We start from the raw sequence: 24,140 nt of genomic DNA on the forward strand, positions 1-24,140 counted from the left end.
CAACCCACACATTGTTCGTTTGCTGTGAATCACACAGTGGACGCGTAGCAGCTTTGTAGTCAAGTCCTCGGCCTATTAGTACCGGTCAACTGAACCAGTTACCTGGCTTACATCTCCGGCCTATCAACCCAGTCGTCTCACTGGGGGCCTTACCCCACAAAGGGTGGGATACCTCATCTTGAAGCAGGCTTCCCGCTTAGATGCTTTCAGCGGTTATCCCTTCCGAACGTAGCCAACCAGCCGTGCCCCTGGCGGGACAACTGGCACACCAGAGGTTCGTCCGTCCCGGTCCTCTCGTACTAGGGACAGCCCTTCTCAAGTATCCTACGCGCACGGCGGATAGGGACCGAACTGTCTCACGACGTTCTAAACCCAGCTCGCGTACCGCTTTAATGGGCGAACAGCCCAACCCTTGGGACCTGCTACAGCCCCAGGATGCGACGAGCCGACATCGAGGTGCCAAACCATCCCGTCGATATGGACTCTTGGGGAAGATCAGCCTGTTATCCCCGGGGTACCTTTTATCCGTTGAGCGACACCGCTTCCACTCGCAAGTGCCGGATCACTAGTCCCGACTTTCGTCCCTGCTCGACCCGTCAGTCTCACAGTCAAGCTCCCTTATACACTTACACTCAACACCTGATTGCCAACCAGGCTGAGGGAACCTTTGGGCGCCTCCGTTACCCTTTAGGAGGCAACCGCCCCAGTTAAACTACCCACCAGACACTGTCCCTGAACCCGATAAGGGCCCGAAGTTAGATACCCAAACCAACCAGAGTGGTATTTCAAGATTGCCTCCACGAATACTGGCGTACCCGCTTCACCGGCTCCCACCTATCCTACACAAGCTAATTCAAGTACCAATGTCAAGCTATAGTAAAGGTCCCGGGGTCTTTCCGTCCTGCCGCGCGTAACGAGCATCTTTACTCGTAGTGCAATTTCGCCGGGCCTGTGGTTGAGACAGTGGGGAAGTCGTTACGCCATTCGTGCAGGTCGGAACTTACCCGACAAGGAATTTCGCTACCTTAGGATGGTTATAGTTACCACCGCCGTTTACTGGCGCTTAAGTTCTCAGCTTCGCCCCGAAGAGCTAACCGGTCCCCTTAACGTTCCAGCACCGGGCAGGCGTCAGTCCATATACATCGAATTACTTCTTCGCATGGACCTGTGTTTTTAGTAAACAGTCGCTTCCCCCTGCTCTCTGCGGCCATACAACGCTCCACCCGCAAGGGGCTTCACGTCTCCGGCCCCCCTTCTCCCTAAGTTACGGGGGCAATTTGCCGAGTTCCTTAACCACAGTTCACCCGATCGCCTTGGTATTCTCTACCTGACCACCTGTGTCGGTTTAGGGTACGGGCCGCTCGGAACTCGCTAGAGGCTTTTCTCGGCAGCATAGGATCACTGACTTCACCTGAATCGGCTCGGCATCACGTCTCAGCCACAAGGTGTGCGGATTTGCCTACACACCGGCCTACACGCTTACCCCGGCACAACCACCGGCCGGGCTCAGCTACCTTCCTGCGTCACCCCATCGCTTGACTACTACCCGCCAGGATCCCAACCTCACCATCATCAACCCGAAGGCCTCAGACAGATCAGATGGTTAGCACAACGAGGTTCATCACGGGCGCTCCTTCACGGGTACGGGAATATCAACCCGTTATCCATCGACTACGCCTCTCGGCCTCGCCTTAGGCCCCGACTCACCCAGGGCGGATTAACCTGGCCCTGGAACCCTTGGTCATCCGGCGGAAGGGTTTCTCACCCTTCTTTCGCTACTCATGCCTGCATTCTCACTCGTGCCGCGTCCACAACTGGGTCACCCCGCTGCTTCACCCCCGGCACGACGCTCCCCTACCCATCCACACACCTGGACGACACCCAAAAGATGCCGCCGAGTTGAAATGTGAATGCCACAGCTTCGGCGGTGTACTTGAGCCCCGCTACATTGTCGGCGCGGAACCACTTGACCAGTGAGCTATTACGCACTCTTTAAAGGGTGGCTGCTTCTAAGCCAACCTCCTGGTTGTCTATGCGACCCCACATCCTTTTCCACTTAGCACACGCTTAGGGGCCTTAGCTGGTGATCTGGGCTGTTTCCCTCTCGACTACGAAGCTTATCCCCCGCAGTCTCACTGCCGCGCTCTCACTTACCGGCATTCGGAGTTTGGCTGATTTCGGTAACCTTGTAGGGCCCCTAGACCATCCAGTGCTCTACCTCCGGCAAGAAACACGCGACGCTGCACCTAAATGCATTTCGGGGAGAACCAGCTATCACGGAGTTTGATTGGCCTTTCACCCCTAACCACAGGTCATCCCCCAACTTTTCAACGTTGGTGGGTTCGGCCCTCCACGCGGTCTTACCCACGCTTCAGCCTGCCCATGGCTAGATCACTCCGCTTCGGGTCTAGAACATGCGACTCAAACGCCCTATTCAGACTCGCTTTCGCTACGGCTACCCCACACGGGTTAACCTCGCCACATGCCACTAACTCGCAGGCTCATTCTTCAAAAGGCACGCCGTCACCCCTAAAGGCTCCGACGGATTGTAGGCGAACGGTTTCAGGTACTATTTCACTCCCCTCCCGGGGTACTTTTCACCATTCCCTCACGGTACTTGTCCGCTATCGGTCACCAGGAAGTATTTAGGCTTACCAGGTGGTCCTGGCAGATTCACGGCAGATTACAGGGGTCCGCCGCTACTCGGGAACACCCACAAGGAAGACCAGCCACTTTCACCTACCGGACTATCACCGCCTACGGTTGGCTTTTCCACACCATTCGGCTAGCAACTGGTTTTATAACTCCCCGGGCGCGTGTCAGCACACCCCATGAGCTCCCACAACCCCGACCACGCAACCCCTGACAGGTATCACACGCAACCGGTTTAGCCTAGATCCGCTTTCGCTCGCCACTACTCACGGAATCACTATTGTTTTCTCTTCCTACGGGTACTGAGATGTTTCACTTCCCCGCGTTCCCTCCACACACCCTATGAATTCAGGTGCGGGTGACACCACATGACTGGTGCCGGGTTCCCCCATTCGGACACCCTGGGATCACAGCTTGGTTGACAGCTCCCCCAGGCCTATCGCGGCCTCCCACGTCCTTCATCGGCTCCTGGTGCCAAGGCATCCACCGTTCGCCCTTGACAACTTGACCACAAAGATGCTCGCGTCCACTGTGTAATTCTCAACAAACGACCAACCCACAACCCACAACCCCACACCCAACCAGAAAAACCAGCCAGTTTGCGGGGCCAGGCCATGCCTGGCAGAGAAAACAACCACCACGTGGCTTGTTCCCTCAGGACCCAACAGGATGCTCTACACCAGAACCAGCCGCACCATCAGAACCTTCCACCACCCCCCGAAAGGAATGCGTACAAGAACCTCAAGCCGCTGCCAGCCCTGACTCGCCAGTGTCTCCGCCAACGAGCACCCCGACCCGACATTCGCAGGTCGCGGGCTCCTACCCCACTTTCGCAGGGAGGTGCTCCTTAGAAAGGAGGTGATCCAGCCGCACCTTCCGGTACGGCTACCTTGTTACGACTTCGTCCCAATCGCCAGCCCCACCTTCGACGGCTCCCCCCCTTACGGGTTAGGCCACCGGCTTCGGGTGTTGCCGACTTTCGTGACGTGACGGGCGGTGTGTACAAGGCCCGGGAACGTATTCACCGCAGCGTTGCTGATCTGCGATTACTAGCGACTCCGACTTCACGGGGTCGAGTTGCAGACCCCGATCCGAACTGAGACCGGCTTTTTGGGATTCGCTCCACCTCACGGTATCGCAGCCCATTGTACCGGCCATTGTAGCATGCGTGAAGCCCTGGACATAAGGGGCATGATGACTTGACGTCATCCCCACCTTCCTCCGAGTTGACCCCGGCAGTCTTCGATGAGTCCCCGCCATAACGCGCTGGCAACATCGAACAAGGGTTGCGCTCGTTGCGGGACTTAACCCAACATCTCACGACACGAGCTGACGACAGCCATGCACCACCTGTGACCGCCCCCGAAGGACCCCACATCTCTGCAGGTTTTGCGGCCATGTCAAACCCAGGTAAGGTTCTTCGCGTTGCATCGAATTAATCCGCATGCTCCGCCGCTTGTGCGGGCCCCCGTCAATTCCTTTGAGTTTTAGCCTTGCGGCCGTACTCCCCAGGCGGGGCGCTTAATGCGTTAGCTGCGGCACAGAGAACCGGAGAGGCCCCCCACACCTAGCGCCCAACGTTTACAGCGTGGACTACCAGGGTATCTAATCCTGTTCGCTCCCCACGCTTTCGCTCCTCAGCGTCAGTATCGGCCCAGAGACCCGCCTTCGCCACCGGTGTTCCTCCTGATATCTGCGCATTTCACCGCTACACCAGGAATTCCAGTCTCCCCTACCGAACTCTAGCCTGCCCGTATCGGCTGCAAGCCCACAGTTGAGCTGTGGGTTTTCACAGTCGACGCGACAAGCCGCCTACGAGCTCTTTACGCCCAATAAATCCGGACAACGCTCGCGCCCTACGTCTTACCGCGGCTGCTGGCACGTAGTTGGCCGGCGCTTCTTCTGCAGGTACCGTCACTTGCGCTTCGTCCCTGCTGAAAGAGGTTTACAACCCGAAGGCCGTCATCCCTCACACGGCGTCGCTGCATCAGGCTTCCGCCCATTGTGCAATATTCCCCACTGCTGCCTCCCGTAGGAGTCTGGGCCGTGTCTCAGTCCCAGTGTGGCCGGTCGCCCTCTCAGGCCGGCTACCCGTCGTCGCCTTGGTAGGCCATCACCCCACCAACAAGCTGATAGGCCGCGAGCCCATCCCAGGCCGAAAAACTTTCCACACACCACCATGCGGTGACATGTCATATCCGGTATTAGCCCCCGTTTCCGAGGGTTATCCCAAAGCCTGAGGCAGGTTACTCACGTGTTACTCACCCGTTCGCCGCTCGAGTACCCCGAAGGGCCTTTCCGCTCGACTTGCATGTGTTAAGCACGCCGCCAGCGTTCGTCCTGAGCCAGGATCAAACTCTCCAACAAAAACTTGGAAAATCAACCCAGCAACAAATTAAACACTTGCTGCCAAACAAACAAACATTTGGCACTGGCTTATCAAGCACCCTGTTGAGTTCTCAAAGAACAAACACACACCGTTTGCGTTCCCACCTCGTGGGATTGCCTCCGGGGCAACTGTTCTAACCTACCCGGTCGAGTTCGCAGTGTCAAGGTCTTGCCAACCTTGTCCGCTTCGCCCGGTTTTCTCCGCGTTGATCAGCACCACCAGGTGGCGCATGATCTTTCAGAGAGGAGTCCTGCAGACCGGCCGGTGTCGCATCTCAGCGCACCCGCCCGGCTCCTGCCGGCCTCAAGTACCTTACTCGGTTGGTCTCGCAAACTCAAGTTGACTCCCGCCAACCGAGCGCACCACCCGATCCCGGTCTTGCTCGGCATCTCTGCCCAAGCCCGGTGCTTGCGGCCGGCCTTCCGTCCGGTGTCCCGCTTGCAGAGAGAAAGTTACGCCTCTGGCGCGTCAGGCGCAAATCGACACGTCTCTCAGTGCCGTGGGCGAACGTTCCGCCCTTCCTGACCACTTCCCGACCACAGGAGGTACGCCATCCCCCGTCGCCGTGCCAGAGTGTCAGGCATGGCGGTGCTACCGAGCGGGTCCGACGTCCTCGCCCAGGACAGCCTCTCCGCGCTCCTACTGCCCTTCTGGCAACTGGTGATCGGTGGCTTCGTGCTGCTGGCGCTGGTCACGTCGGTGCACCGGTTGGCCCGCAGAGGACGGTCCCGGATGACCACGGGGCTCCTGGTGACCGCCTCGGTGATCGTCGGCCTGGCCGTGGTGGGAGTACTGCTGCAGTAGACGACTCCGACGCGGACGTACCCGGGCCCTGGACACCGGCAGGCCTGGAAAGTCGTCGGCGGGGGCGGCTCGGTCGGTCGTTCAGAGTCGACGGTTGGCCAGGCTGGGCAGCTCCGTGCGGATGCTCTGCAGCCGGTCGAGATCCAGATCCACCACCACCGTGCCGACCGTGTCCGGCGCCTGGCCGAGCACCGTACCCCAGGGGTCGATCACCATGCTGCGGCCGAAACACGTACGGCCCGGGTCGTGGTCGCCGATCTGGCCGGCAGCCGCCACGAAGCACTGGTTCTCGATCGCCCTGGCCCGCAGCAGGACCTCCCAGTGGTCCCGACCGGTGTGCAGCATGAAGGCGGCGGGCACCACCAGCAACTGCGCCCCACCCGCCACGCTCAGCTGGCGGTACAACTCCGGGAAACGCAGGTCGTAACAGATGGAGAGGCCGACGCGTACGCCGTCGACGTCGACCACGACCGGCTCGGTACCGGCGGCGACGGTACGGGACTCCAGGTACGAGACCCGGCCGGGGATCTCCACGTCGTACAGGTGGATCTTCCGGTACACCCCGGCCAGGCCGCCAGACCGGTCGAAGACCAGCGAGGTGTTGTACGTGTGCGAGGCGTCCGGCCCGATCTCGTGGAACGAGCCGGCGAGCACCCACATCCCGTGCTGACGGGCGAGGTCGGCGAAGAAGCCGGCGAACTCGCCGTCGACCGACTCGGGCTCCGGCATCCCTCGACCGGGGCCGAGGTAGTCGACGTACTCGGGAAGGATGGCCAGATCGGCGCCGGCGGCCGCGGCTCTGCCCACCAGCTCGGCGGCGGCGGCCAAGTTGGCCTTCCGATCGTCGCGGGAGTTGAGCTGACAGACGGCGACACGCATGCCCAGAGCCTACGGCGACGGCGTGGAGCCGGCCAGGCTGTCCATGACCGCGGCCCGCCGCCGGAGAGCCGGTGGCGGGCCGTTCAGACCTCTGGACGGCGCGGCGTCCGGTCAGGCCGACTTCTCCTCACGGTCGCGGCGGGCCCGGCGGCCGGTGAACTCACGCGGCACGATCGTCGGGTTGACGTTCTCCAGGACCACGCCCCGGGTGATCAGGACCCGTGCCGCGTTCGGGTTGCTGGGGACCTCGTACATGACCGAGAGCAGGACCTCCTCGAGGATGGCCCGAAGCCCTCGGGCACCGGTGCCCCGCAGCATCGCCTGGTCGGCGATCGCCTCCAGCGCGGCCGGCTCGAACTCCAGCTCGACGCCGTCGAGTTCGAAGAGGCGTTGGTACTGCCGGACCAGGGCGTTGCGTGGCTCGGTGAGGATCCGAACCAGGGCTTCCCGGTTGAGGCTCCGGACGTTGGTGATCACCGGGAGCCGGCCGATGAACTCGGGGATCAGGCCGAACTTCAGCATGTCCTCCGGCATCACCTGGCTGAAGATGTCGTCGGTCGACCGCTCCGAGATCGAACGCAGGTGGGCGCCGAACCCGAGCCCACCCTGCCCCGTCCGGGCCTCGATGATCTGGTCCAGCCCGGCGAACGCCCCACCACAGATGAACAGCACGTTGGTGGTGTCGATCTGGATGAACTCCTGGTGCGGGTGCTTACGACCGCCCTGCGGCGGCACGTTCGCCACGGTGCCTTCCAGGATCTTGAGCAGTGCCTGCTGCACACCCTCGCCGGAAACGTCCCGGGTGATCGACGGGTTCTCCGACTTGCGGGCGATCTTGTCGACCTCGTCGATGTAGATGATCCCGGTCTCGGCCCGCTTGATGTCATAGTCGGCGGCCTGGATCAGCTTCAGCAGGATGTTCTCGACGTCCTCGCCGACATAGCCGGCCTCGGTCAACGCGGTCGCGTCCGCGATGGCGAACGGGACGTTGAGCATCCGGGCCAGGGTCTGCGCGAGATGTGTCTTGCCGCACCCGGTGGGGCCGATCAGCAGAATGTTGGACTTGGCCAGCTCGACCGCGTCACCGGAGCCGGGACCGCCGGCGGACTCCGCCTGGATCCGCTTGTAGTGGTTGTATACCGCGACCGAGAGAGCTTTCTTGGCCTGGTCCTGCCCCACGACGTACTGGTCGAGGAACTGGCAGATCTCCATCGGCTTGGGAAGCTCTTCCCACTTCACCTCGCCGGACTCGGCCAACTCCTCTTCGATGATCTCGTTGCAGAGGTCTATGCACTCGTCACAGATGTAGACCCCGGGGCCCGCGATGAGCTTCTTGACCTGCTTCTGCGACTTGCCGCAGAACGAGCATTTGAGTAGGTCGCCGCCGTCGCCGATCCGTGCCACCTACGTTCTCCCTGCGCTCATCGGCCAGCCCTGAACGGCCCTGGCCTGCGTACGGTACGCCCCGTCGGTTCCTTGCCGGCCGGTTCCGACCGGCGGTGGGCGGTGCAGAACCGACGTTACCCGCTGCGCGAGGTTTCTCCGACCCCCAAAACGGGTGTGTCAGGGGCCGGCCGTCGTGGATGACGCTCGACCGGCCCCTGACCCGGGTAGATCAGCTCGCCGAGTTGGCCGCGAGCAGGCCCTTCTTACGGCTGGTCAGGATGGTGTCGACCAGCCCGTACTCGCGGGATTCCTCGGCCGTCATGAACTTGTCACGGTCGATGTCCCGACGGACCCGCTCGATCGGCTGGTTGGAGTGCCGCGAGAGCATCTCCTCCAGCTGGGTCCGCATCCGGAGGATCTCCCGGGCCTGGATCTCGATGTCCGAGCCCTGCCCGTAGCCGCCCTCGGTGGCCGGCTGGTGGATGATGATCCGGGAGTTCGGCAGTGCCATCCGCTTGCCGGGCGTGCCGGCGGCGAGGAGCACCGCGGCGGCACTGGCCGCCTGTCCGAGGCAGACGGTCTGGATGTCCGGCCGGACGTACTGCATGGTGTCGTAGATCGCCGTCATGGCCGTGAACGAGCCACCGGGCGAGTTGATGTACATGATGATGTCGCGGTCCGGGTCGGTGCCCTCCAACGTCAGCAGCTGGGCCATCACGTCGTTGGCCGACGCGTCGTCCACCTGCACGCCGAGGAAGATGATCCGGTCCTCGAAGAGCTTGTTGTACGGGTTCGACTCCTTGACGCCGTACGACGTGCGCTCGACGAAGGAGGGGAGGACGTACCGGTTGTGCACCGGCTGGAAGCCGGACGACAGCAGGGTCGGGTCGGTCATCGTCAAGCTCCTCAGTTCAGGGTCCCGGCGCCTTCCGGAACCTGAGCGGCTCCGGTGATCACCTTGTCGATGAAGCCGTAGTCCTTGGCCTCGTTCGCGGTGAACCAGCGGTCACGGTCCGAGTCGGCCTCGATCTGCGCCTGGTCCTGGCCGGTGTGGTGAGCCACCCGCTCCTGGAACATCCGCTTGGTGTAGAGCATCTGCTCCGCCTGGATGGCGATGTCGGACGCCGTACCACCCATGCCGCCGGAGGGCTGGTGCATCATGATCCGGGCGTGCGGCAGCGCGTACCGCTTGCCCTTCGTACCGGCGCAGAGCAGCAGCTGGCCCATGGAGGCCGCCATGCCCATCGCGACGGTGGAAACGTCGTTGTCGATGAACTGCATGGTGTCGTAGATCGCCATGCCGGAGTAGACCGAGCCACCCGGCGAGTTGATCCACAGGTTGATGTCGCGGTCGGGGTCCTCCGCCGCGAGCAGCAGCAGCTGTGCGCAGATGCGGTTGGCGACCTGGTCGGTCACCTCGCTGCCCAGGAAGATGATCCGTTCCTTGAGCAGGCGGTTGTAGACCGAGTCGTCGAGGTTGCCACCGAACGCGTCCCCACCGCGGGCTTCGAGCACCCGCATGGGCATAGCTGAGAAGTCTGAACCAGTCATGGCAGCCCTTCGCTCTCCGTGCCGTCTTAGGCCCGACACTAACCGCTGACCGGGGCCGGAACGCCCCGGTCCGGGCACTGTTCGCTATCAGCGCAGTTGCCGCGCCAGGGGTACGCCCGCGAGGCTCGGTGGTCGGGTACGGGCCGGCAGGGACCGTACCCGACCATCCGAGTCGATCTCGGGGTCAGTGCGCGTGATCGTGGGCGTCGGCGCTGGCCGCCCGGATCTCGTCCAGGCTGATCTGGGCGCCGGCCGCGTCGGTGATCTTGACCCGCTCCATCACCAGCGCCAGGGCCTTGCCGCGGCGAACGTCACCGAAGATCGCCCCGGCGGTGCCGGAACGGACCAGCTGGTCGTAGTACTGCTGCGGGGCCACCCCGGCGTGCTGGGCCCGGTGCACGATCTCGTGACCGAACTCGTCGTCGGTGACCTGCACCTCCTCGGCGTCCGCCAGGGTGTCGAGCAGCAGCTGGATCCTGACGCCCTGGGTGGCCGCCTCGGTCAGCTCGGTGTCGATCTGCTCCTCGGTCTTCTCCTCGGCCGCGAGGTACTCCTCGAGGGAGGCGCCGATCCGCTCCAGCTGGTCGACCATCGCCTGCTTGCGGTGCTCGACCTCCTCGCGGACGACACCCTCCGGCGCCGGGACGTCGGCGGCCGCGACCAGCTGCTCCAGGACGCGGTCACGGGCGGCGTAGATCTGCTCGACCTTCTTCGACCGGGTGATCCGCTCCCGCACGTCGCCACGGAGCTCGTCGAGGGTGTCGAACTCGCTCGCCAGCTGGGCGAACTCGTCGTCGAGCGCGGGCAGTTCCTTCTCCTTGACGGTCCGCACCGTCACCGCCACGTCGGCGTCCCGGCCGGCGAAGTCCCCGCCGACCAGCTGGGTCACGAAGGTCTTCGACTCGCCGGCGGAGAGACCGACCAGGACCTCGTCCAGCCCGGGCAGGAGCTGCTTGCTGCCGACCTCGTGGGAGATGTTGGTGGCCGAGCCGCCCGGCACCTCCTCGCCGTCGACCGTCGCCGCCAGGTCGATCTGCACGTAGTCGCCCTCCTGGGCGGCCCGCTCGACCGTCTTCAGCGTGGCGAACCGCTCCCGCAGGTTGCTGACCTGGGCGTCGATCTCGCTGTCGTCGATCTGCAGCTCGTCGACGGTCACCTCGATGGTGGCGAGGTCGGGCAGGGTCAGTTCGGGGCGTACGTCGACCTCGGCGGTGAACTTCAGCGCGTCGCCGTCGGTGAACTCGGTGATCTCCACCTCGGGCCGGCCCAGCGTCTTCACGTCGTGCTCGCGGACCGCGGCGAGAATGTTCTCCGGAATGGCGTCCTGAACGGCCTCGTTCAGCACCGTGCCACGGCCGACCCGCTGGTCGATGACCGCCGACGGCACCTTGCCGCGCCGGAAGCCGGGCACGTTGACCTGCGAGGCGATCTCCCGGTACGCCTTCTTGAGGCTCGGCTCGAGCTCGACGAACGGCACCTCGATGGCGAGCCGCACGCGCGTCGGGCTCAAAGTCTCGACGGTGCTCTTCACAGGCGTACTCCTTGACGGATCTCGATCTTGATTCTGGGCCGGATTCAGCCCATCGAGTGTAGGCGAGCCGGCGTGGCTGCCCGGAGGCACGGGGTGGGCATGCTCACGCCGCGCCAGCGGACGACAGTCGGGGTGGCGGGATTTGAACCCACGGCCCCTCGCTCCCAAAGCGAGTGCGCTACCAAGCTGCGCCACACCCCGTGGCGTGGAAGAGTGTATGCCTCCACGTCCGGGTCGCGCCCGCCCGGTCTCCGCCCGGCCCCTCCGTGTCGTCCCGATCCAGCTAGATCCTGCCGTACGGGGGACGCGCGAGTCGCCGTACCGGAAATCTGATCTTGGCTGGTCGCGGACCGTCCGGGGCGGCGGCGAGCCGGTCCGACGGTCGCCGGGAGGGCCGCTCGGCGTCGGTACCGGCATGCCCGGTACCCACCTGCCGGGGTGACCGGTTAGGCTATCGGTCGCGTCCCGGGCGACCGGGACGAGCGCGGGCGTAGCTCAATGGCAGAGCTTCAGTCTTCCAAACTGACGGTGCGGGTTCGATTCCCGTCGCCCGCTCCAACTGTTCCGGCCCAGGTCAGCGGCACACTCGCCGAACCTGGGCCGTTCTGTTTCCGGCCCTGATCGATCTTGCGTGCCATTCACGGGCCATTAGCCGACGCGGGCCGGTACGCAGCTGGCCCTGGATCTCGTGCCGGGTGCCCGGCGCAACATGCACAGACGTCATGATCGGATGTCCGGGGCTCTCAGTGCGCCGCGCAAGCGCCGCAGGCCCGCCCGCACTCGGCCTGCTGGTGGCCTCCGGCCAGCGCGGCGGGCCCAGTGGACGTGCCGTCACTGGTAGGCACAGCAACGTTCGATACCTGAACCTGTGCCGAGGTCACCGGCTTTCTGGGCTGTCGGTCGGCCATACCGCTTCCAGGCCGTGGTCGGTGGCGTAGAACAGGTACGGCCGCAACTCGGGGGCGTGTTCCAGGTCGCGACGCAGCGCGCACAGCCGAGCTGACCTCGCCGCCAGGAACGGTTGGACGGCGAGCAGGCCCTTGAGATCCCCGAACCGCCAATCCACACCCAGCAGCTTCCTTGCCCGTGCCAGCAGCTGAACCGCATCGACCGGAAGCTTGTCCACATAGACGTCGGCGGTTGGCGGCAGGTCCGGCTGCGGGTCGGGGGGCAGGGCGAAACCGGAACGCAGCCACACCTCGAACCCGGGGGCGACGACAGCGAGGTCGACTTCGCCGAGACCGCCCAGGTCGGCCCAAAACACCGGGCCCCCGCCACCGTCGCACCTGATAAAGAATCCCCCGATCGCCTTCTTGGCCGATCATGAGGTAGCCCGGGAGCCACTCACCGATCCCGTAGGTCGTGTTGCGCTCCAGCAGGGATTCCCGGCAGTACATGACCACCCCGTCGGCGACGACGTCGTCGGTGACCGACGCCAACCACCGCTGGAAGGCGGCATCCGTCCGGGAAACAAGCTGCTCGACCATCTCCACCGCAGCCTCCTACCTGTCGTCACCAGCGCGGGCACCCCCGCGCCTGCACCGGCCGACCCCAACCCGACACCCCGGAAGCCAACACCGTAGCCAGACCCGCACCACAGGAGTCATCGTCAAAACCCAGCCCCCGTCCACTGCATGAGGGCCAGTCAGGAGGCCGGATCAAGCCTGCGACCGGCCCGTTTCTTACCCACACCCACATGACGACGGTCAGTGGTCAACCCGTTGGGCGGAATTCCTCAGTGTGTTCGGGCCTCCCAGACCGGCTGCTGGGGCTCGTCGTTGTGCACGATGATGTCGACGTGGTCGGTCGGGCGGACCTTATCGAAGTAGAACTGTTGGGAGGGGATGTAACGCTCGCGCCAGCGCCGTTCGATTTCGGTTCGAGATGACACCCGGCGCTCCCGGATCACGGCTCGATCCACGGTCTTCTCGAGCGTGGTCGACACGAAGACACGCAGATCCCACCGATCAATCAGTTCCGGGCGCATCAGGAAGACACCGTCGAAGACCAGCACGGCCTCGGCGGGGGCGGTCGCGACCGGCGGGGACAGCACGGTGTCCGCGGTCCGGTCGTAGACCGCGTGTTGGAAGCGTCGATGCCCGCCCGGGCCGAGCGGATCGAGCAGGACCCGGTTCAGCGCCTCGTGGTCGTGGGTGTCGAAGTAGCAGCCTTCGGCCGAGTACTCGCCGCGTGGGTAGCGCCGCGCCCGGGGAAAGAGGAAATCGTCGACCGTCGCGCGGATGACGTCGCGGCCCTGTGTGCGCAAGACGACGGCCAGTTCGTCGGCGAGCGTGGTCTTGCCGGCGGCGGGCGGTCCGTCGATGGCGACCCGCGTCGGGTGTGCGACTGTGACGGACCCGACTGCCTCAGCCAGGCGGCCGAGCACCTCGTCGCGGGTGCTGTGGCCCATGTTCTGCCCCGTCCTGGTCTCGCGAAGGTCACCGGGTCGAGCCGACCCTATGCCCGCCAGCCTTTTCGCGCCCACCACTCCCCCGAGTCAGCGAGGTTGGCGTGGCGCTACGGTCGCGGCGCGAGCGGACCGTCATGCCGCCGCTGGTCGCCCTCTACCGCGTGACCGGTCCTGCCGCGATCAGGGTGGGGAAGCCTGGAGTCAGCGTGCGCTGGGTGCCGGCCTACGGCGAACCCGCCACCACACCGCGACGAGGATCGGTGGCAGCGCGATCGCGGCGCCGGCGAACGCGAGTGCCCGGATGCGCCGTTGCTGGATCTCGTCACGTAGTTCTTCGTAGGTGGCCTGATGTTCGATGACGTCGCCACGGGACCGTACGCATTCGTCGCCGGGCCCGATCAGGACGTCGTGGTCGGTCGGGTTGGCCTCGAAGCAGGCGATCCTGGTCGGCTTCAGTTCCCAGTTGACGCGTTCCCAGTCGACCTCGCCCCACGACCGCGACGTGCACATGTCGCCTGAGCAGGAGGCGCGCACCGGCAGCTCCCAGCCGGAACGCAGTATGAGGGCGCCGACGAGCAGCCCCAACAGGACAGAACCGAGGAAGACGACCACGCGCATGTCAGGTTGGACCGCCGGCAGTCGTGCCCGGTTCCACCTGAGGCCCTGCCGCCGCCCGTACGCGCCACCCACAGCCGGAGCCGCCACGACGGCCGCGCCCGTCCCAGCACCTCCACAACGACAGCACCCGGTCTTCACAGGTGGTCGCTACGGTTCCGGGGTGCCCCTGACCTTCCCGTCCCACCCCGCCGCCGTGTTGCCGCTGAAGTTGTGGCGGCCGCGCTGGTTCGACGGTGTCGCACTGGTTGTCGGATCGATGGCGCCGGACCTGGCATACCTGTTCGACGGCTCCGGCCTGCCGGTCTGGCCGTTTTCCCACCAAGTGCCGGGACTCGTGGGATGGTGCCTGCCAGTCACGCTGGTCGGGACCTGGCTGATCCGTCGCGCGGCGCCGGTACTCGCGAGCCACCTCCCGGGCGGAGGCCCGCTCGCCCTTCCCGACTACGGCGCGCTCGGGCAGAGTCGACATCGGTGGCCGATCACCGTGTGTTCGGCGCTGCTCGGCGCCGCCAGCCACCTCGCCCTGGACCGGGTCGAAGTCGGCCTTCCCGCGACCGAGTACGTCATGCACGTACTGGGCGGCGCCGGCTTGCTGGCCATCGCCGTGCGGATCGGCCGGCGGCGGTTGCTGCGCCAGTACCACGGCGAGCCGCCGTCGCGGCCGACGCGGCCCGTCCTGTTCTGGGCCGTCGCTGGCGGCGTGACACTGCCGTTGGCAGCGGCGACCCCCTTCCTGCCTGCGGCGTCGCTCGCGCACACCACCGGGGTACGCCTGCTGTGCGCGGTCGGTGCCGGCCTACTCGTCGCGTCGCTGACCGTCGCGGCGAGCCGTGGCCCCCGTGTCACCCAACCGCCGCAGCGACGACCGACGAGCCGGAAAAAGGTGCCGAGGTCGTAAGCGTCGGCGGTCAACCGGTCAGCGTGGCGCTCCGGCGAGCAGCCGGCGCGCCTCGCCCGCTCCGATGTCGGTACGGGCACCGCAGAGTGGGTTGGTGCAGTAGAGCCGGTGCTTCGTCCGGACCCGGAACAGCGGTACGAAGAAGAGACTGAACCGGGTGGTCTCGCGGACCAGTAACATGCTGCCGGGCTGCCCGCAGACCTGGCAGGCCATCGGGACCAGCCCCAGCCGCTCCGACTTGGTGCGCAGACCGAAGATCAGAAACATGCGGTACCCCTGTTCGCCTGGGTCGCGTCCGGTGTGGTGTCGCCGGACCCTGCCACGGTGATACCCCGATGACCGCTAGCTAGCCCCGAAGGGCGATGCGGGACGCTCACGTCAGCGCTGCTGGGCATGGTCAGTCTGCCACGTCGTCGTCAGCAAGGTAGCCCACGCCGTCGCAGGTCGGGCACGGTCCGTAAACACTTCCCATGCCCTTGCCCATGCCGGTGGTCTTCACCATGCCGGGCAGCCGGGCCGCGCCACGGCACTCCGGGCAGCGGCGACGGACGCCCCTGGGACGAGGCGGAGATGCCTGCTCGTGCCGGTGGTCTGGCTCCACCCTGGTGACGGTAGTGGGAGGCCGGAGACGGTGTCGCTGGCATTTCCCCGGTGGCTCCGGCCCGTGGCCCGCCGACATGCCACCGTCCGTCGCGGCGACCACGAACCTCAGATCAACGCGGCCGCGTCAGCGGCTCTCGGACATCCCGGAGACCATCACCCACCGCCGACCTTACGCACCTTGGCGGCGATCTCCGCCGCCCGGCCGGCCTTGCGCCGGCCGTACGGTCGGCCAGCCCGTCTCGGCGATGACCGCGGCGGCGACCTCTTCGACCGTACGCTGACCGGCGTCGACGCGTACGTCGCCGACGGCGGCGCGGTCCAGCAGGGCCGCGTCCGCCACGGCCCGCTCGGCGACGGACGACAGGTGTACGGCGGGCTGCCCCTTGAGCGGATCGCCCGGCTGTGCCCAACTGCCGCCCTCTCCGCGCAGCATGATCCGGCGGGTCAGTTCGTCAGGTTCGGCATGCAGCCGACACGCCGTGACGGTGGCCGCCGGCATCGCCTGGGCGTACGTGCTGATCGCCGCACTGCTCTCGGCCGGGCCGACCACGGTGAGGCACCGCGCACCGGCCGCGCGGAAGTTTCGCCACAGGGCCGCCAGGATCCGTGCCCTCATCCCGTGGTCGACGCGGATGTCGGACGATGCCGGCCGGTAGAAACCGATCTGGTCGAGGTCGACGAAGGCGCCGGGGATTCCCCTGCCCAGCACGTGCCGCAGATAGAGATGGAAGCCGACGGTGGACTTTCCGACGCCAGACGCCCCGCACAGCCACAGGATCGGCCCCTCGGTGGCATCGGCCCCGGTGCGCGGCTCGGCCGCGGTGCCTGGAGCCGCCGAAGGTGCCCTGTCCGTCCAGCCCGCCGTCCGCTCCTCCACCAACCGGACGACCTGGTCCACCGGCAGGCCGGTGGTGTCGACGCACAGGTCACCGACGTTGTTGGCGTCCAGGGCCTCGGCCTCGGCCAACGCCTGCGGTACCGTGTCGTGGTTGCCGAGGCGGGCGACGAGCCGCCCGGTCAGCACGTCGGCGTCCGCGCGCAGCCGGCACATGGTCACCACGACATCCGGAATCAGGTCGACGGGTGCACCGCGGGCCGGATCGACCACCCCGGACACCACGACGGCACGGGCGCCGGCCGCCCGGTAGCCGGCAACCACCGCGCCGAGGTTCTCCGCCGCCAACCGGTAGCGTCCCGGATCGCCCGCCGGCTCGGGAAAACACATCCCCAACTGGTCGATGTCGACGTAGCCGACGTCGTCACCCGAGGTCGCCAGTGCGGCGTAGATCTCCCAGGCGACCGTGGTCTTGCCGACTCCGGGCGGTCCGTACACCCACAGCATCCGCGTCAGGTCGTCCGTCACCAGCCGACCGCCGCGTCCGGCCCGTACCACGTGCCTGCCTCGGCTTCGATCACCGTGACCATGGCCATGCCGACGATTCTCGCGGCGACCCGGACGGAATTCGATCGAATTCCGGCGCTCGTCACCACATCGACGCCGCGCGCGACAGCCCGCTCGGACCCGTCGGAGCCGGTCGGCCGGTGCCCCGGCCTGTCTCGCCAACGCCGATAGGCTGCCGGCGTGAGCATGAACGGACACTGGCTGCGGGTGACACCGACGGAGTGGGCCAAGGCCAGGGAGGATCCGGACTGGGCGTTCACCCTGGCCAGGTCGGCCTGGGAGGACGAGGCCTGGCGGCTGTGCAGCACCGACAAGGCCTGGCACGCCCTCGACTTCCTGCTCAGTCGACGGGGCTTCGGCGTTCCCCTCGTGTACGGCGCCGAACTGCTCGTCGACCTGCCCGCCGGGCTGGACGTCGACTGGGGTTACGGGCCGCCCCTCGTCCTTCCGCCGAAGCAGGTGGCCGTCGCCGCGTCCGAACTCGCACAGCTCACCGAGGAGGACCTCGTCCGGGGCGTCGAGCAGGCGGATCTGGACCGGGCGGACATCTATCCGGCCGTCTGGGACCGACCCGGCGAGCTGGACTGGGTCACCGGTCACCTGCCCCGCGCGCAGGAGTTCTTCGCCGCCGCCGCGCGGGACGGTCACGCGGTCATCTGCTGGCGTGACTAGCCGATGTGCAGCAACAGCACCTCGTCGTCGCGGAGTTGGGCGATGCTGTCCCGCAGCAGTGTGAGCCCGTCCAGCCCGGCCTGGCCGCTCTCCTCGAACTCGAGCCCCAGCTCCGCGAAGTGGGCCGCCAGTTCCGCCGCGGCATGGCCGGCCGGATCGAGCCGGTGCACGAGTTCCTCGTCCGCCGACGTGATCAGGATGCTCAGCCCGTACGCCTCGCTGATCGCCGCTGACTCGGCGGTGAACTCCGACGACTCCAGGTTCACCCCGCGCTCGTCGAGATAGGTCACGACGCGCAGCATGCAGTAGCCGGACCAGTCGTAGCGCTCCTGTGGCTCGCGTCCGTGCTCGGCGAGGTACCCGTGGAACAACGACGGTGACGTGCGCGCCAGCCGGGCCAGTTCAGGGATGCTGCTCCGGTGGAGCAGGGTCAGCGACGCGATGGCGGACAAGGTGCCCTTCCCTCGTACGTTGGTCTGCCGGTACCGGACCGGCCGGCGAGCGTTTCCGCCGGGCGACGGGTGGACGTGGCGGACAGCTCAGCCGAGTACGAGACGCACGACAAGCTCGCCGTGGTCGTCGTATCCGCCGGACGGGGTGAACCCGAGACGCCGGTAGAAGTCGGCCGGCCCGCCCTCCTCCGGTACGTAACTCGTCAGCAGTTCCGTCGCCCCCTCCGCCCGGACGAGGTCGACAACCTGCCGTACCGCCTGCTGCCCGTAGCCGCGTCCCTGGTGCCGTTCGTCGATCAGCAGTTTCCACAGGAACCACGGGCCGAGGATCTCGGGCGGCTGCGGTTCCACGTTCCAGCTCAGCATGACGAAGCCGACCGGTTCCTCCCCGGCGTAGACGGCGCGGTACCAGGGCCGGGCCTGTGGATACTGGGCGGCCTCGGCCAGTGAGTCCGGCACCGAGCTGACAAAACGTTCCTGCCCCGGTGCGACCCGCAGGCCGAGGACGGCTTGACGGTTCTCGGCGGTGATCTCGCGCAGGGTCACGGTCATGTCTGGCAGGCTAACCGGCTGTCGAGGCTGGCAGGGGCCACGCGTTTCGCCCACCCAACACCGCGGCGCGGACGGGCGCGGCGGGGTGGCACCGTGGTGGTTGCCGGCGGGTACGCGCCGCCGGATCGTGGGTCAGCGCTGCGCTGCCTCGCACGTTTCGAGCCAGTCGAGGTACCACTGTCCGAAGGTGACCCGCCGGTGGTGCGGCAGCCAGGCCGGTGTCAGGCCGCGCCCGTCGACCCGGTGGTCGAGCCAGATGTGCCCACGTTCAGGGCCGGTGACGACGAGCCATTCCCGCAGACCACAGCCTTCGTCGCAGATCGGGATCGCGCCGTACGTGCGCCGGGGGTCGAACACCACGTCGAGCTCCCGGTCATGCCACGCCTGCACCGCGTCCTCGTAGTTGGCCTGCCGGGCGAACGAGAACCAGTCGGGATATTCGGTCTCCAGGTCCGCCTGGACGCGCCAGTCCGAAACCCGCAACGGGAACGGCTCGGCCAGGTGGACCGGACTGTACTGGTACCGGTCACCGCACCAGACCCAGCGGCCCTCCACCTTGCGGACCGGGAGGATCCCGAAGAACGGCCCGGGCCCCCCGCGTCCGACATGGCGGAGGAACCGCTGGTAGTCGGTCGGCAGTTCGACACCGATCTGATGCTGCAGCTCGTCCAGCTCCGCCGAGGTCAGCGGTGCCTCAGGATCCCCCCAGGTGTGGTCCTCCGGCGGTGTCATCCGGAGCAGACGTTCCCGGATCTCAGGCCAGTTGATCGACTGCACCGGGCCAGCGTAGGGGCACACCATGACAATCTCGGCCCACCATCCGCCGTGCGGGTCCCGGTCAACAGGCGGGACCGACCGGCACCTCCCCGGCGGTCAGCTCGCGGACGTGTCGCAGGCCGGCACGTCCGTCGAGCACCACCTCGTCGAGCGGGGTGAACCCGGTGTGCCGGAGCACCGCGAGCGACGCCGGATTGTCGAGCGTGACCGAGGCGAAGAGCCGGTGCAGTCCGTACGCGTCCCGGGCCAGCTCGCAGACGCGTCGTACGCCGTCCTTCGCCACGCCCCGCCCGGACGCCCGTTCGGCCACCCGGTAGCCCAGCTCGGCGCTGCCGTCGACGACGTCGACCAGGTTGAACCGGGCGAGCACACTGCCGTCGTCGTCCACCAGTACGTGGAAGTGGCAGCCGCCGGCGGCCTGTTCGGCGAGCAGCGCGGCGTGCCGGGCGGCGAATCCGGTGAAGTAGTCGTCACCCCGGTCCGGCACCGAGCGCGCGAAGTAGCCGCGGTTCTGCCGCTCGAAGTCGAGCAACGCGGAGGCGTACCGGGCGTCGAGCCGCCGGAGTTCGGGCATCGTGTCACCGTAACAACCCTGGTCGGTGCGGCACCGGCACACGACCGTTCTCCGGACGGGGGGCTCAGATGTCCCGACGGTAGGTTTCGAGCAGCGGGACGACGCCGGGTGAGACGTACCGCTTCCACTCGGACGAGCCGGCCCGCAACGCGGCTCTGATCTCGGTGCCGGTGGTCAGCCGCTCGTCCATGGTGCGCCGCCACAGCGTCTCGACCGGATATCCGAGCGCCGCCAGACCACGCTTCTTGCTCTCTCCCCACTCGTCGTAGATCGTGACGAAGAAGGTCGCCTCGTCGGGCGGGGGAAGGTACTGGGACAGCCGGTCCAGCTGGTTGATCGGTGCCGGAACGATGCGCAGGTCGTCGTATGCCCAGCCGGCGTCGAGGCAGGTGACCTCCAGCATCGTCGTCCGTTGGTGGTAGGTGAACGGGTTGTTGCGGCCGGCGGACCGCCCCGGGTCCTCGGCGGTGGTGCCGAGTTCGGACAGGTCCGGATTGGTGATGCCGATGACAAGTCGGCCGCACCGCCGCTTCGCCGCCTGCAGGTATTCGAGGTGGCCGAGATGCACCGGCTGGAAGCGTCCCAGGACGATGCCGTAGCGCCGCTGCTCCGTCACGGGCCGACCACCTCGATCACGAGTCGTCGATGTGCTGCGTCAGGCTCCGAGCGTAGCGATGTCCGCACCCGTCGTGTGCACCTGAGGACGAGGACCCGGATCAGCCCCGGGCCGACGACGACAGCAGGCCGGTCAGTCGGAGGACGAGCCACCACCGCCGCTGTCCGAATAGGACGGGCTGCCGTCGTCGGCGCCGCCGTCCGCGTGACGGTGCTCGTCGCCGTACTTTTTGATCTTTGTTTTCCCGAAGTGGTCGCCGGTGCCGCGCGCCCGTTGTCCACGACGGTTCCGCTGCTCCCGGCGCAGTTGCCGCGCCGCACGCTGGGCGCGTTCCCTCGGGGTCAGCCGGGAATCCCGCCGACGGACGGCCACGATGGCCGCCGCGCCGGTCCCCAGCACCACCACCGTCACCATCGCCAGCACGATCCAGAAGGTGCCCACGGAATCGACGGTAGACACGGCTGTCCATGCCCGGTGGTGCCGACCTCCTCCGCCTGGGCTGCCGGTCGGAAGGGCCGCCGGTCAGTGGTGTCCGATGGCGCCGACGATCGCCATGATGGTGAAGGTCCGCCTGCGGCGGCGGCTCAGCACCGCGAAACAGGCACTCAGCACGACCAGGTCCAGTTCCGCCCAGGTACCGGTGACCTCGACCCGGACCGGTGCGCCCGGCCACCCGGCCTGGGACACCCCGATCCGGTTCGCCCCACGGGTGAGGACGCCGGAACAGCGACCCGGTGACCAGTGGGCGGGTCCCCCGGGGCCGGGCACCCGGGACTCGCCCGGATGCAGTTGGACGACCGGACGACCGGCGACCCGGGCCACCGCGCCGAGCCGGTGGCGGTCGGTGCTGGTCACCTCGAAACTGCCGGCGGCGGTACTGATCTCGCCACGCCACATCGAGACACCGGTCCGCAGGGCGGACGGATGACCGGCCAGGACGTAGGCGCCGCGCCGCTTCCGTACGGTCAGCGTCGACGTTGTCATCGTCGCCCCCGCCGACCGGCCCGGGGCAGGCCGACGATGAGCACGCCGGCACAGACCAGGTGCAACGCGACCAGTCCGAGGCGGGCGGCCGGGTCGACGCCGCCGAGCGGGCCGAGCAGCGATCCGACCAGCACCACCACCGCGACGACGGTCCAAATCCGCCGGGCCCGCGCGGTGATCCGCTCCAGGAGCGCCAGCAGGCCCCAGCCGACCAGCGCCGCGACCCCGGCGGCCGCCGCCACCGCACCGGCGCCGACGGCGGCGACCGTGTCACCGGTACGTACCGCCAGGTCGACACCGGCCAGCCCGTCCAGCGTGAAGAAGACGGCCTCGGCCGCGACCACCGTCGCGACGACCACCCCGGTCCGGCGTACCCCGGTGGCGGCCCCTGTGCGGGAAACACTGATCTCTGTCATGCCGTCGAGTCTCGGCAGCGGACCCCGCCTGGCACATCGGACCGGACGCCCCCGGCCGTACGACTTTGGTCGGTGGTCAAGGTCCACAGCCACATCTAGCCTGGTCACATGGCCCTGACCGGCGTGGACTGTCCGCCTCGGCAGGCGGCCCGAGGACCGTCGTGGTCGATCGCGGTCGCCGCCACCGGCACGATCGGTCTGCTCGTCGGCGCCTCCACCTGGGGCCGGCTCGCCTCGGGAGCGGCCGGCCCCGTCTGGCTGGACGTGGTGACCGCGGTGGCCGGCTGCGCGCTGGTTCCCGTGGCGCTGATCCGACCGGTCGTCGGCGGGCTCGCGCTGAGCGTGCTGGCGGCGGTGTCACCGGTGGCGACGCCGGCGGCCACGTTCGCGGCGTTCCACGTGGCCCGGCGACGACCGTTCGTCCCGGCCGTCGCGGTCTCCGTCGCCGGGGTGGTCGGGCACGCCGTACAGGGCTGGTGGCAGCCGGCTCCCGGTCTGCCGTACGGCTGGCTGCTGCTGCTGACGTTGCTGGCCTACGCCGCGCTGCTCGGTTGGGGCACCTGGGGCCAGGCCCGCGCGGCGCTGGTGATCTCGCTGCGCGAACGGGCCCGCCGGGCCGAGGCCGAGCAGGGGCGCCGGGTCATCGAGGCCCGGCTGGCCGAGCGGACCCGGCTCGCCCGGGAGATGCACGACGTGCTGGCGCACCGGCTGTCGCTGCTCGCCGTCTACGCGGGCGCCCTGGAGTACCGCCCCGACTCGGCGCCGGAGCGGCTCTCGGCGGCGGCCGGGGTCATCCGCACCGGCGTACACCAGGCGCTGGACGAACTCCGCGAGGTGATAACGCTGCTCCGACAGGATCCCGCCGACACCGGGCCGGACGGTCCCGGCCCGACGCTGGACGACGTACCGCGGCTGGTCGGAGAGGCGCGCGGGGCCGGTCTGGTGGTCGACCTCGAGGACCGGATCGGGCTGCCGGTCGAGATGACCGCGGTGACCGGGCGGACGGCGTACCGGGTCGTCCAGGAGGCCCTCACCAACGCCCGCAAGCACGCCGTGGGACAGCCGGTGGCGGTGACGTTGGCCGGGGAGCCGGACGGAACGCTGACCGTCGACGTACGCAATCCGCTCACGCCCGATCCACCGGACGCCGAGCCGTCGGACGCCGACCTGCCCGGCGCCGGGCTCGGACTGCTCGGGTTGACCGAGCGGGTGAGCCTGGCCGGCGGCCGGCTCGACCACGCGGTCGACGCGACCGGTGCGTTCCACCTGCACGTGGAGTTGCCGTGGCGGACCTGAGCCGGCCGGTACGCGTCCTCCTCGTCGACGACGATCCGCTCGTCCGGGCGGCGCTGACCATGATGCTGGACGGAGCCCCGGGAATCTCCCTGGTCGCGGCGCTGGCCGACGGCGACGAGGTGCCGGCGGCCATCGACCGGTACGGGGTGGACGTGGTGCTGATGGACATCCGGATGCCCCGGGTCAACGGGATCGTGGCGACCCGGCGGCTGCGCGCCCGGCCCCACCCGCCCGAGGTCGTGGTGCTGACGACCTTCGACACCGACGACCACGTGGTCCGTGCGCTGCGTGCCGGGGCGAGCGGCTTCCTGCTCAAGGACACCCCACCGGACCGGATCGTCGACGCGGTCCACCGGGTCGCGGCCGGCGAACCGATCCTCTCGCCGGCGATCACCCGACGGCTCATGGAGCGGGTGACCACCAGCACCGACGCGTACGAACGGGCCCGGTCGTCGCTGGCGGCGTTGAGCCCCCGGGAACGTGACGTCGTGCTGGCGGTGGCGCGGGGGCGGACGAACGCGGAGATCGCCGCCGAGTTGACGATGACCGTGGCGACGGTGAAGGCGCACCTCACGCACATCCTGAGCAAACTCGACCTCGGCAACCGTACGCAGGTCGCGATGCTCGCCCACGACGCCGGACTGATCTGATCGCGCTCGCCCGGCGGGGCCCGGGGTG

At 67.3% G+C, this 24,140-nt stretch carries 24 protein-coding genes, 2 tRNA genes and 2 rRNA genes; 6 read left to right on the forward strand and 22 right to left on the reverse strand.

The genetic code is table 11. The features are described 5' to 3' along the window. Positions 1-55 precede the first annotated feature (55 nt). Both V1633_RS29575 and V1633_RS29580 read right to left on the reverse strand, forming a co-directional pair. Positions 56-3,162: ribosomal RNA gene (locus V1633_RS29575) — 23S ribosomal RNA — on the reverse strand. A gap of 341 nt (positions 3,163-3,503) precedes the next feature. After that, positions 3,504-5,019, reverse strand: a 16S ribosomal RNA gene (locus V1633_RS29580). Together the 16S and 23S rRNA genes form the textbook arrangement of a ribosomal RNA operon. Positions 5,020-5,623: 604 nt before the next feature. Here V1633_RS29580 and V1633_RS29585 point away from each other — a divergent pair. Next, positions 5,624-5,845 (forward strand): hypothetical protein, encoded by a 222-nt coding sequence (locus tag V1633_RS29585; protein WP_331217571.1) that lies wholly within the window; start codon positions 5,624-5,626, stop codon positions 5,843-5,845. A gap of 81 nt (positions 5,846-5,926) precedes the next feature. Here V1633_RS29585 and V1633_RS29590 read toward each other — a convergent pair whose 3' ends face one another. The 6 genes from V1633_RS29590 to V1633_RS29615 all read right to left on the reverse strand — a co-directional run bounded on the left by V1633_RS29590 (position 5,927) and on the right by V1633_RS29615 (position 11,393). Next, positions 5,927-6,724, reverse strand: coding sequence for a carbon-nitrogen hydrolase family protein (locus V1633_RS29590; RefSeq protein ID WP_331217572.1), 798 nt, complete (start codon positions 6,722-6,724; stop codon positions 5,927-5,929). Positions 6,725-6,835: 111 nt separating this feature from the next. Next, entirely contained in the window at positions 6,836-8,128 is a 1,293-nt protein-coding gene (gene clpX / locus V1633_RS29595; RefSeq protein ID WP_331217573.1) for an ATP-dependent Clp protease ATP-binding subunit ClpX, read from the reverse strand. Between the two features lie 211 nt (positions 8,129-8,339). After that, positions 8,340-9,005, reverse strand: coding sequence for an ATP-dependent Clp protease proteolytic subunit (locus tag V1633_RS29600; RefSeq protein WP_331217574.1), 666 nt, complete (start codon positions 9,003-9,005; stop codon positions 8,340-8,342). A gap of 11 nt (positions 9,006-9,016) precedes the next feature. Then, complete coding sequence (locus V1633_RS29605) at positions 9,017-9,637, reverse strand: ATP-dependent Clp protease proteolytic subunit (protein ID WP_331217575.1); 621 nt, start codon at positions 9,635-9,637, stop codon at positions 9,017-9,019. Between the two features lie 208 nt (positions 9,638-9,845). Further along, positions 9,846-11,282: a trigger factor gene (gene tig, locus V1633_RS29610; RefSeq protein ID WP_331217576.1), complete on the reverse strand. Its 1,437-nt coding sequence runs from the start codon at positions 11,280-11,282 to the stop codon at positions 9,846-9,848. A 37-nt stretch (positions 11,283-11,319) separates the two neighbouring features. After that, positions 11,320-11,393: transfer RNA gene (locus V1633_RS29615), tRNA-Pro, on the reverse strand. A 283-nt stretch (positions 11,394-11,676) separates the two neighbouring features. Between V1633_RS29615 and V1633_RS29620 the strand changes: the two genes are divergently transcribed. Further along, positions 11,677-11,750, forward strand: a tRNA-Gly gene (locus V1633_RS29620). Positions 11,751-12,069: 319 nt separating this feature from the next. Here the strand turns inward: V1633_RS29620 and V1633_RS29625 are convergent. From V1633_RS29625 to V1633_RS29635, 3 genes are all read right to left on the reverse strand, one after another. Then, positions 12,070-12,456 (reverse strand): hypothetical protein, encoded by a 387-nt coding sequence (locus tag V1633_RS29625; RefSeq protein WP_331217577.1) that lies wholly within the window; start codon positions 12,454-12,456, stop codon positions 12,070-12,072. Positions 12,457-12,927: 471 nt separating this feature from the next. Continuing rightward, entirely contained in the window at positions 12,928-13,602 is a 675-nt protein-coding gene (locus V1633_RS29630) for a cytidylate kinase family protein (RefSeq protein WP_331217578.1), read from the reverse strand. Positions 13,603-13,803: 201 nt separating this feature from the next. After that, positions 13,804-14,220 carry a hypothetical protein gene (locus tag V1633_RS29635; RefSeq protein ID WP_331217579.1) on the reverse strand — a complete coding sequence of 139 codons (417 nt, stop codon included), beginning with the start codon at positions 14,218-14,220 and terminating at the stop codon, positions 13,804-13,806. Between V1633_RS29635 and V1633_RS29640 the strand changes: the two genes are divergently transcribed. Then, complete coding sequence (locus V1633_RS29640; RefSeq protein WP_331217581.1) at positions 14,219-15,118, forward strand: DUF4184 family protein; 900 nt, start codon at positions 14,219-14,221, stop codon at positions 15,116-15,118. The genes V1633_RS29635 and V1633_RS29640 overlap by 2 nt on opposite strands. A gap of 18 nt (positions 15,119-15,136) precedes the next feature. Here V1633_RS29640 and V1633_RS29645 read toward each other — a convergent pair whose 3' ends face one another. The 3 genes from V1633_RS29645 to V1633_RS29655 form a co-directional block, all read right to left on the reverse strand. Next, a complete protein-coding gene (locus V1633_RS29645) occupies positions 15,137-15,385 on the reverse strand; it encodes a zinc ribbon domain-containing protein (protein ID WP_331217582.1) in 249 nt (82 codons plus the stop codon). 505 nt (positions 15,386-15,890) lie between these two features. Beyond that, entirely contained in the window at positions 15,891-17,084 is a 1,194-nt protein-coding gene (locus V1633_RS29650; protein WP_331217583.1) for an ATP-binding protein, read from the reverse strand. After that, positions 17,081-17,311, reverse strand: coding sequence for a hypothetical protein (locus V1633_RS29655; RefSeq protein ID WP_331217584.1), 231 nt, complete (start codon positions 17,309-17,311; stop codon positions 17,081-17,083). Before V1633_RS29655 ends, V1633_RS29650 begins: the two co-directional genes overlap by 4 nt. On the opposite strand from V1633_RS29655, the gene V1633_RS29660 reads away from it, so the two are divergent. Continuing rightward, positions 17,310-17,795 carry a YfbM family protein gene (locus V1633_RS29660; RefSeq protein WP_331217647.1) on the forward strand — a complete coding sequence of 162 codons (486 nt, stop codon included), beginning with the start codon at positions 17,310-17,312 and terminating at the stop codon, positions 17,793-17,795. The genes V1633_RS29655 and V1633_RS29660 overlap by 2 nt on opposite strands. On the opposite strand, the gene V1633_RS29665 is transcribed toward V1633_RS29660, so the two are convergent. The 8 genes from V1633_RS29665 to V1633_RS29700 form a co-directional block, all read right to left on the reverse strand. Next, complete coding sequence (locus tag V1633_RS29665; RefSeq protein ID WP_331217585.1) at positions 17,792-18,247, reverse strand: hypothetical protein; 456 nt, start codon at positions 18,245-18,247, stop codon at positions 17,792-17,794. The genes V1633_RS29660 and V1633_RS29665 overlap by 4 nt on opposite strands. 87 nt (positions 18,248-18,334) lie before the next feature. Beyond that, positions 18,335-18,799: a GNAT family N-acetyltransferase gene (locus tag V1633_RS29670; protein ID WP_331217586.1), complete on the reverse strand. Its 465-nt coding sequence runs from the start codon at positions 18,797-18,799 to the stop codon at positions 18,335-18,337. A 132-nt stretch (positions 18,800-18,931) separates the two neighbouring features. Further along, a complete protein-coding gene (locus V1633_RS29675) occupies positions 18,932-19,576 on the reverse strand; it encodes an SMI1/KNR4 family protein (RefSeq protein ID WP_331217587.1) in 645 nt (214 codons plus the stop codon). Positions 19,577-19,637: 61 nt separating this feature from the next. Continuing rightward, on the reverse strand, positions 19,638-20,150 hold the full coding sequence (locus tag V1633_RS29680) for a GNAT family N-acetyltransferase (RefSeq protein ID WP_331217588.1): 513 nt from the start codon (positions 20,148-20,150) through the stop codon (positions 19,638-19,640). Between the two features lie 64 nt (positions 20,151-20,214). After that, complete coding sequence (locus tag V1633_RS29685) at positions 20,215-20,766, reverse strand: adenylyltransferase/cytidyltransferase family protein (RefSeq protein WP_331217589.1); 552 nt, start codon at positions 20,764-20,766, stop codon at positions 20,215-20,217. Between the two features lie 132 nt (positions 20,767-20,898). Then, positions 20,899-21,207 (reverse strand): hypothetical protein, encoded by a 309-nt coding sequence (locus V1633_RS29690; protein ID WP_331217590.1) that lies wholly within the window; start codon positions 21,205-21,207, stop codon positions 20,899-20,901. An 81-nt stretch (positions 21,208-21,288) separates the two neighbouring features. Beyond that, positions 21,289-21,750: a hypothetical protein gene (locus V1633_RS29695; RefSeq protein ID WP_331217591.1), complete on the reverse strand. Its 462-nt coding sequence runs from the start codon at positions 21,748-21,750 to the stop codon at positions 21,289-21,291. After that, positions 21,747-22,166, reverse strand: coding sequence for a DUF6069 family protein (locus V1633_RS29700; RefSeq protein WP_331217592.1), 420 nt, complete (start codon positions 22,164-22,166; stop codon positions 21,747-21,749). The genes V1633_RS29695 and V1633_RS29700 overlap by 4 nt, the downstream gene beginning before the upstream one ends. Positions 22,167-22,274: 108 nt before the next feature. Here V1633_RS29700 and V1633_RS29705 point away from each other — a divergent pair, with 108 nt between their 5' ends. Both V1633_RS29705 and V1633_RS29710 read left to right on the forward strand, forming a co-directional pair. Further along, positions 22,275-23,462 (forward strand): sensor histidine kinase, encoded by a 1,188-nt coding sequence (locus V1633_RS29705; RefSeq protein WP_331217593.1) that lies wholly within the window; start codon positions 22,275-22,277, stop codon positions 23,460-23,462. Next, positions 23,459-24,112, forward strand: coding sequence for a response regulator transcription factor (locus V1633_RS29710; RefSeq protein WP_331217648.1), 654 nt, complete (start codon positions 23,459-23,461; stop codon positions 24,110-24,112). The genes V1633_RS29705 and V1633_RS29710 overlap by 4 nt, the downstream gene beginning before the upstream one ends. Positions 24,113-24,140: the final 28 nt, after the last annotated feature.

The organism is Plantactinospora sonchi, from assembly GCF_036422035.1.
Classification (GTDB): Bacteria; Actinomycetota; Actinomycetes; order Mycobacteriales; family Micromonosporaceae; genus Plantactinospora; species Plantactinospora sonchi.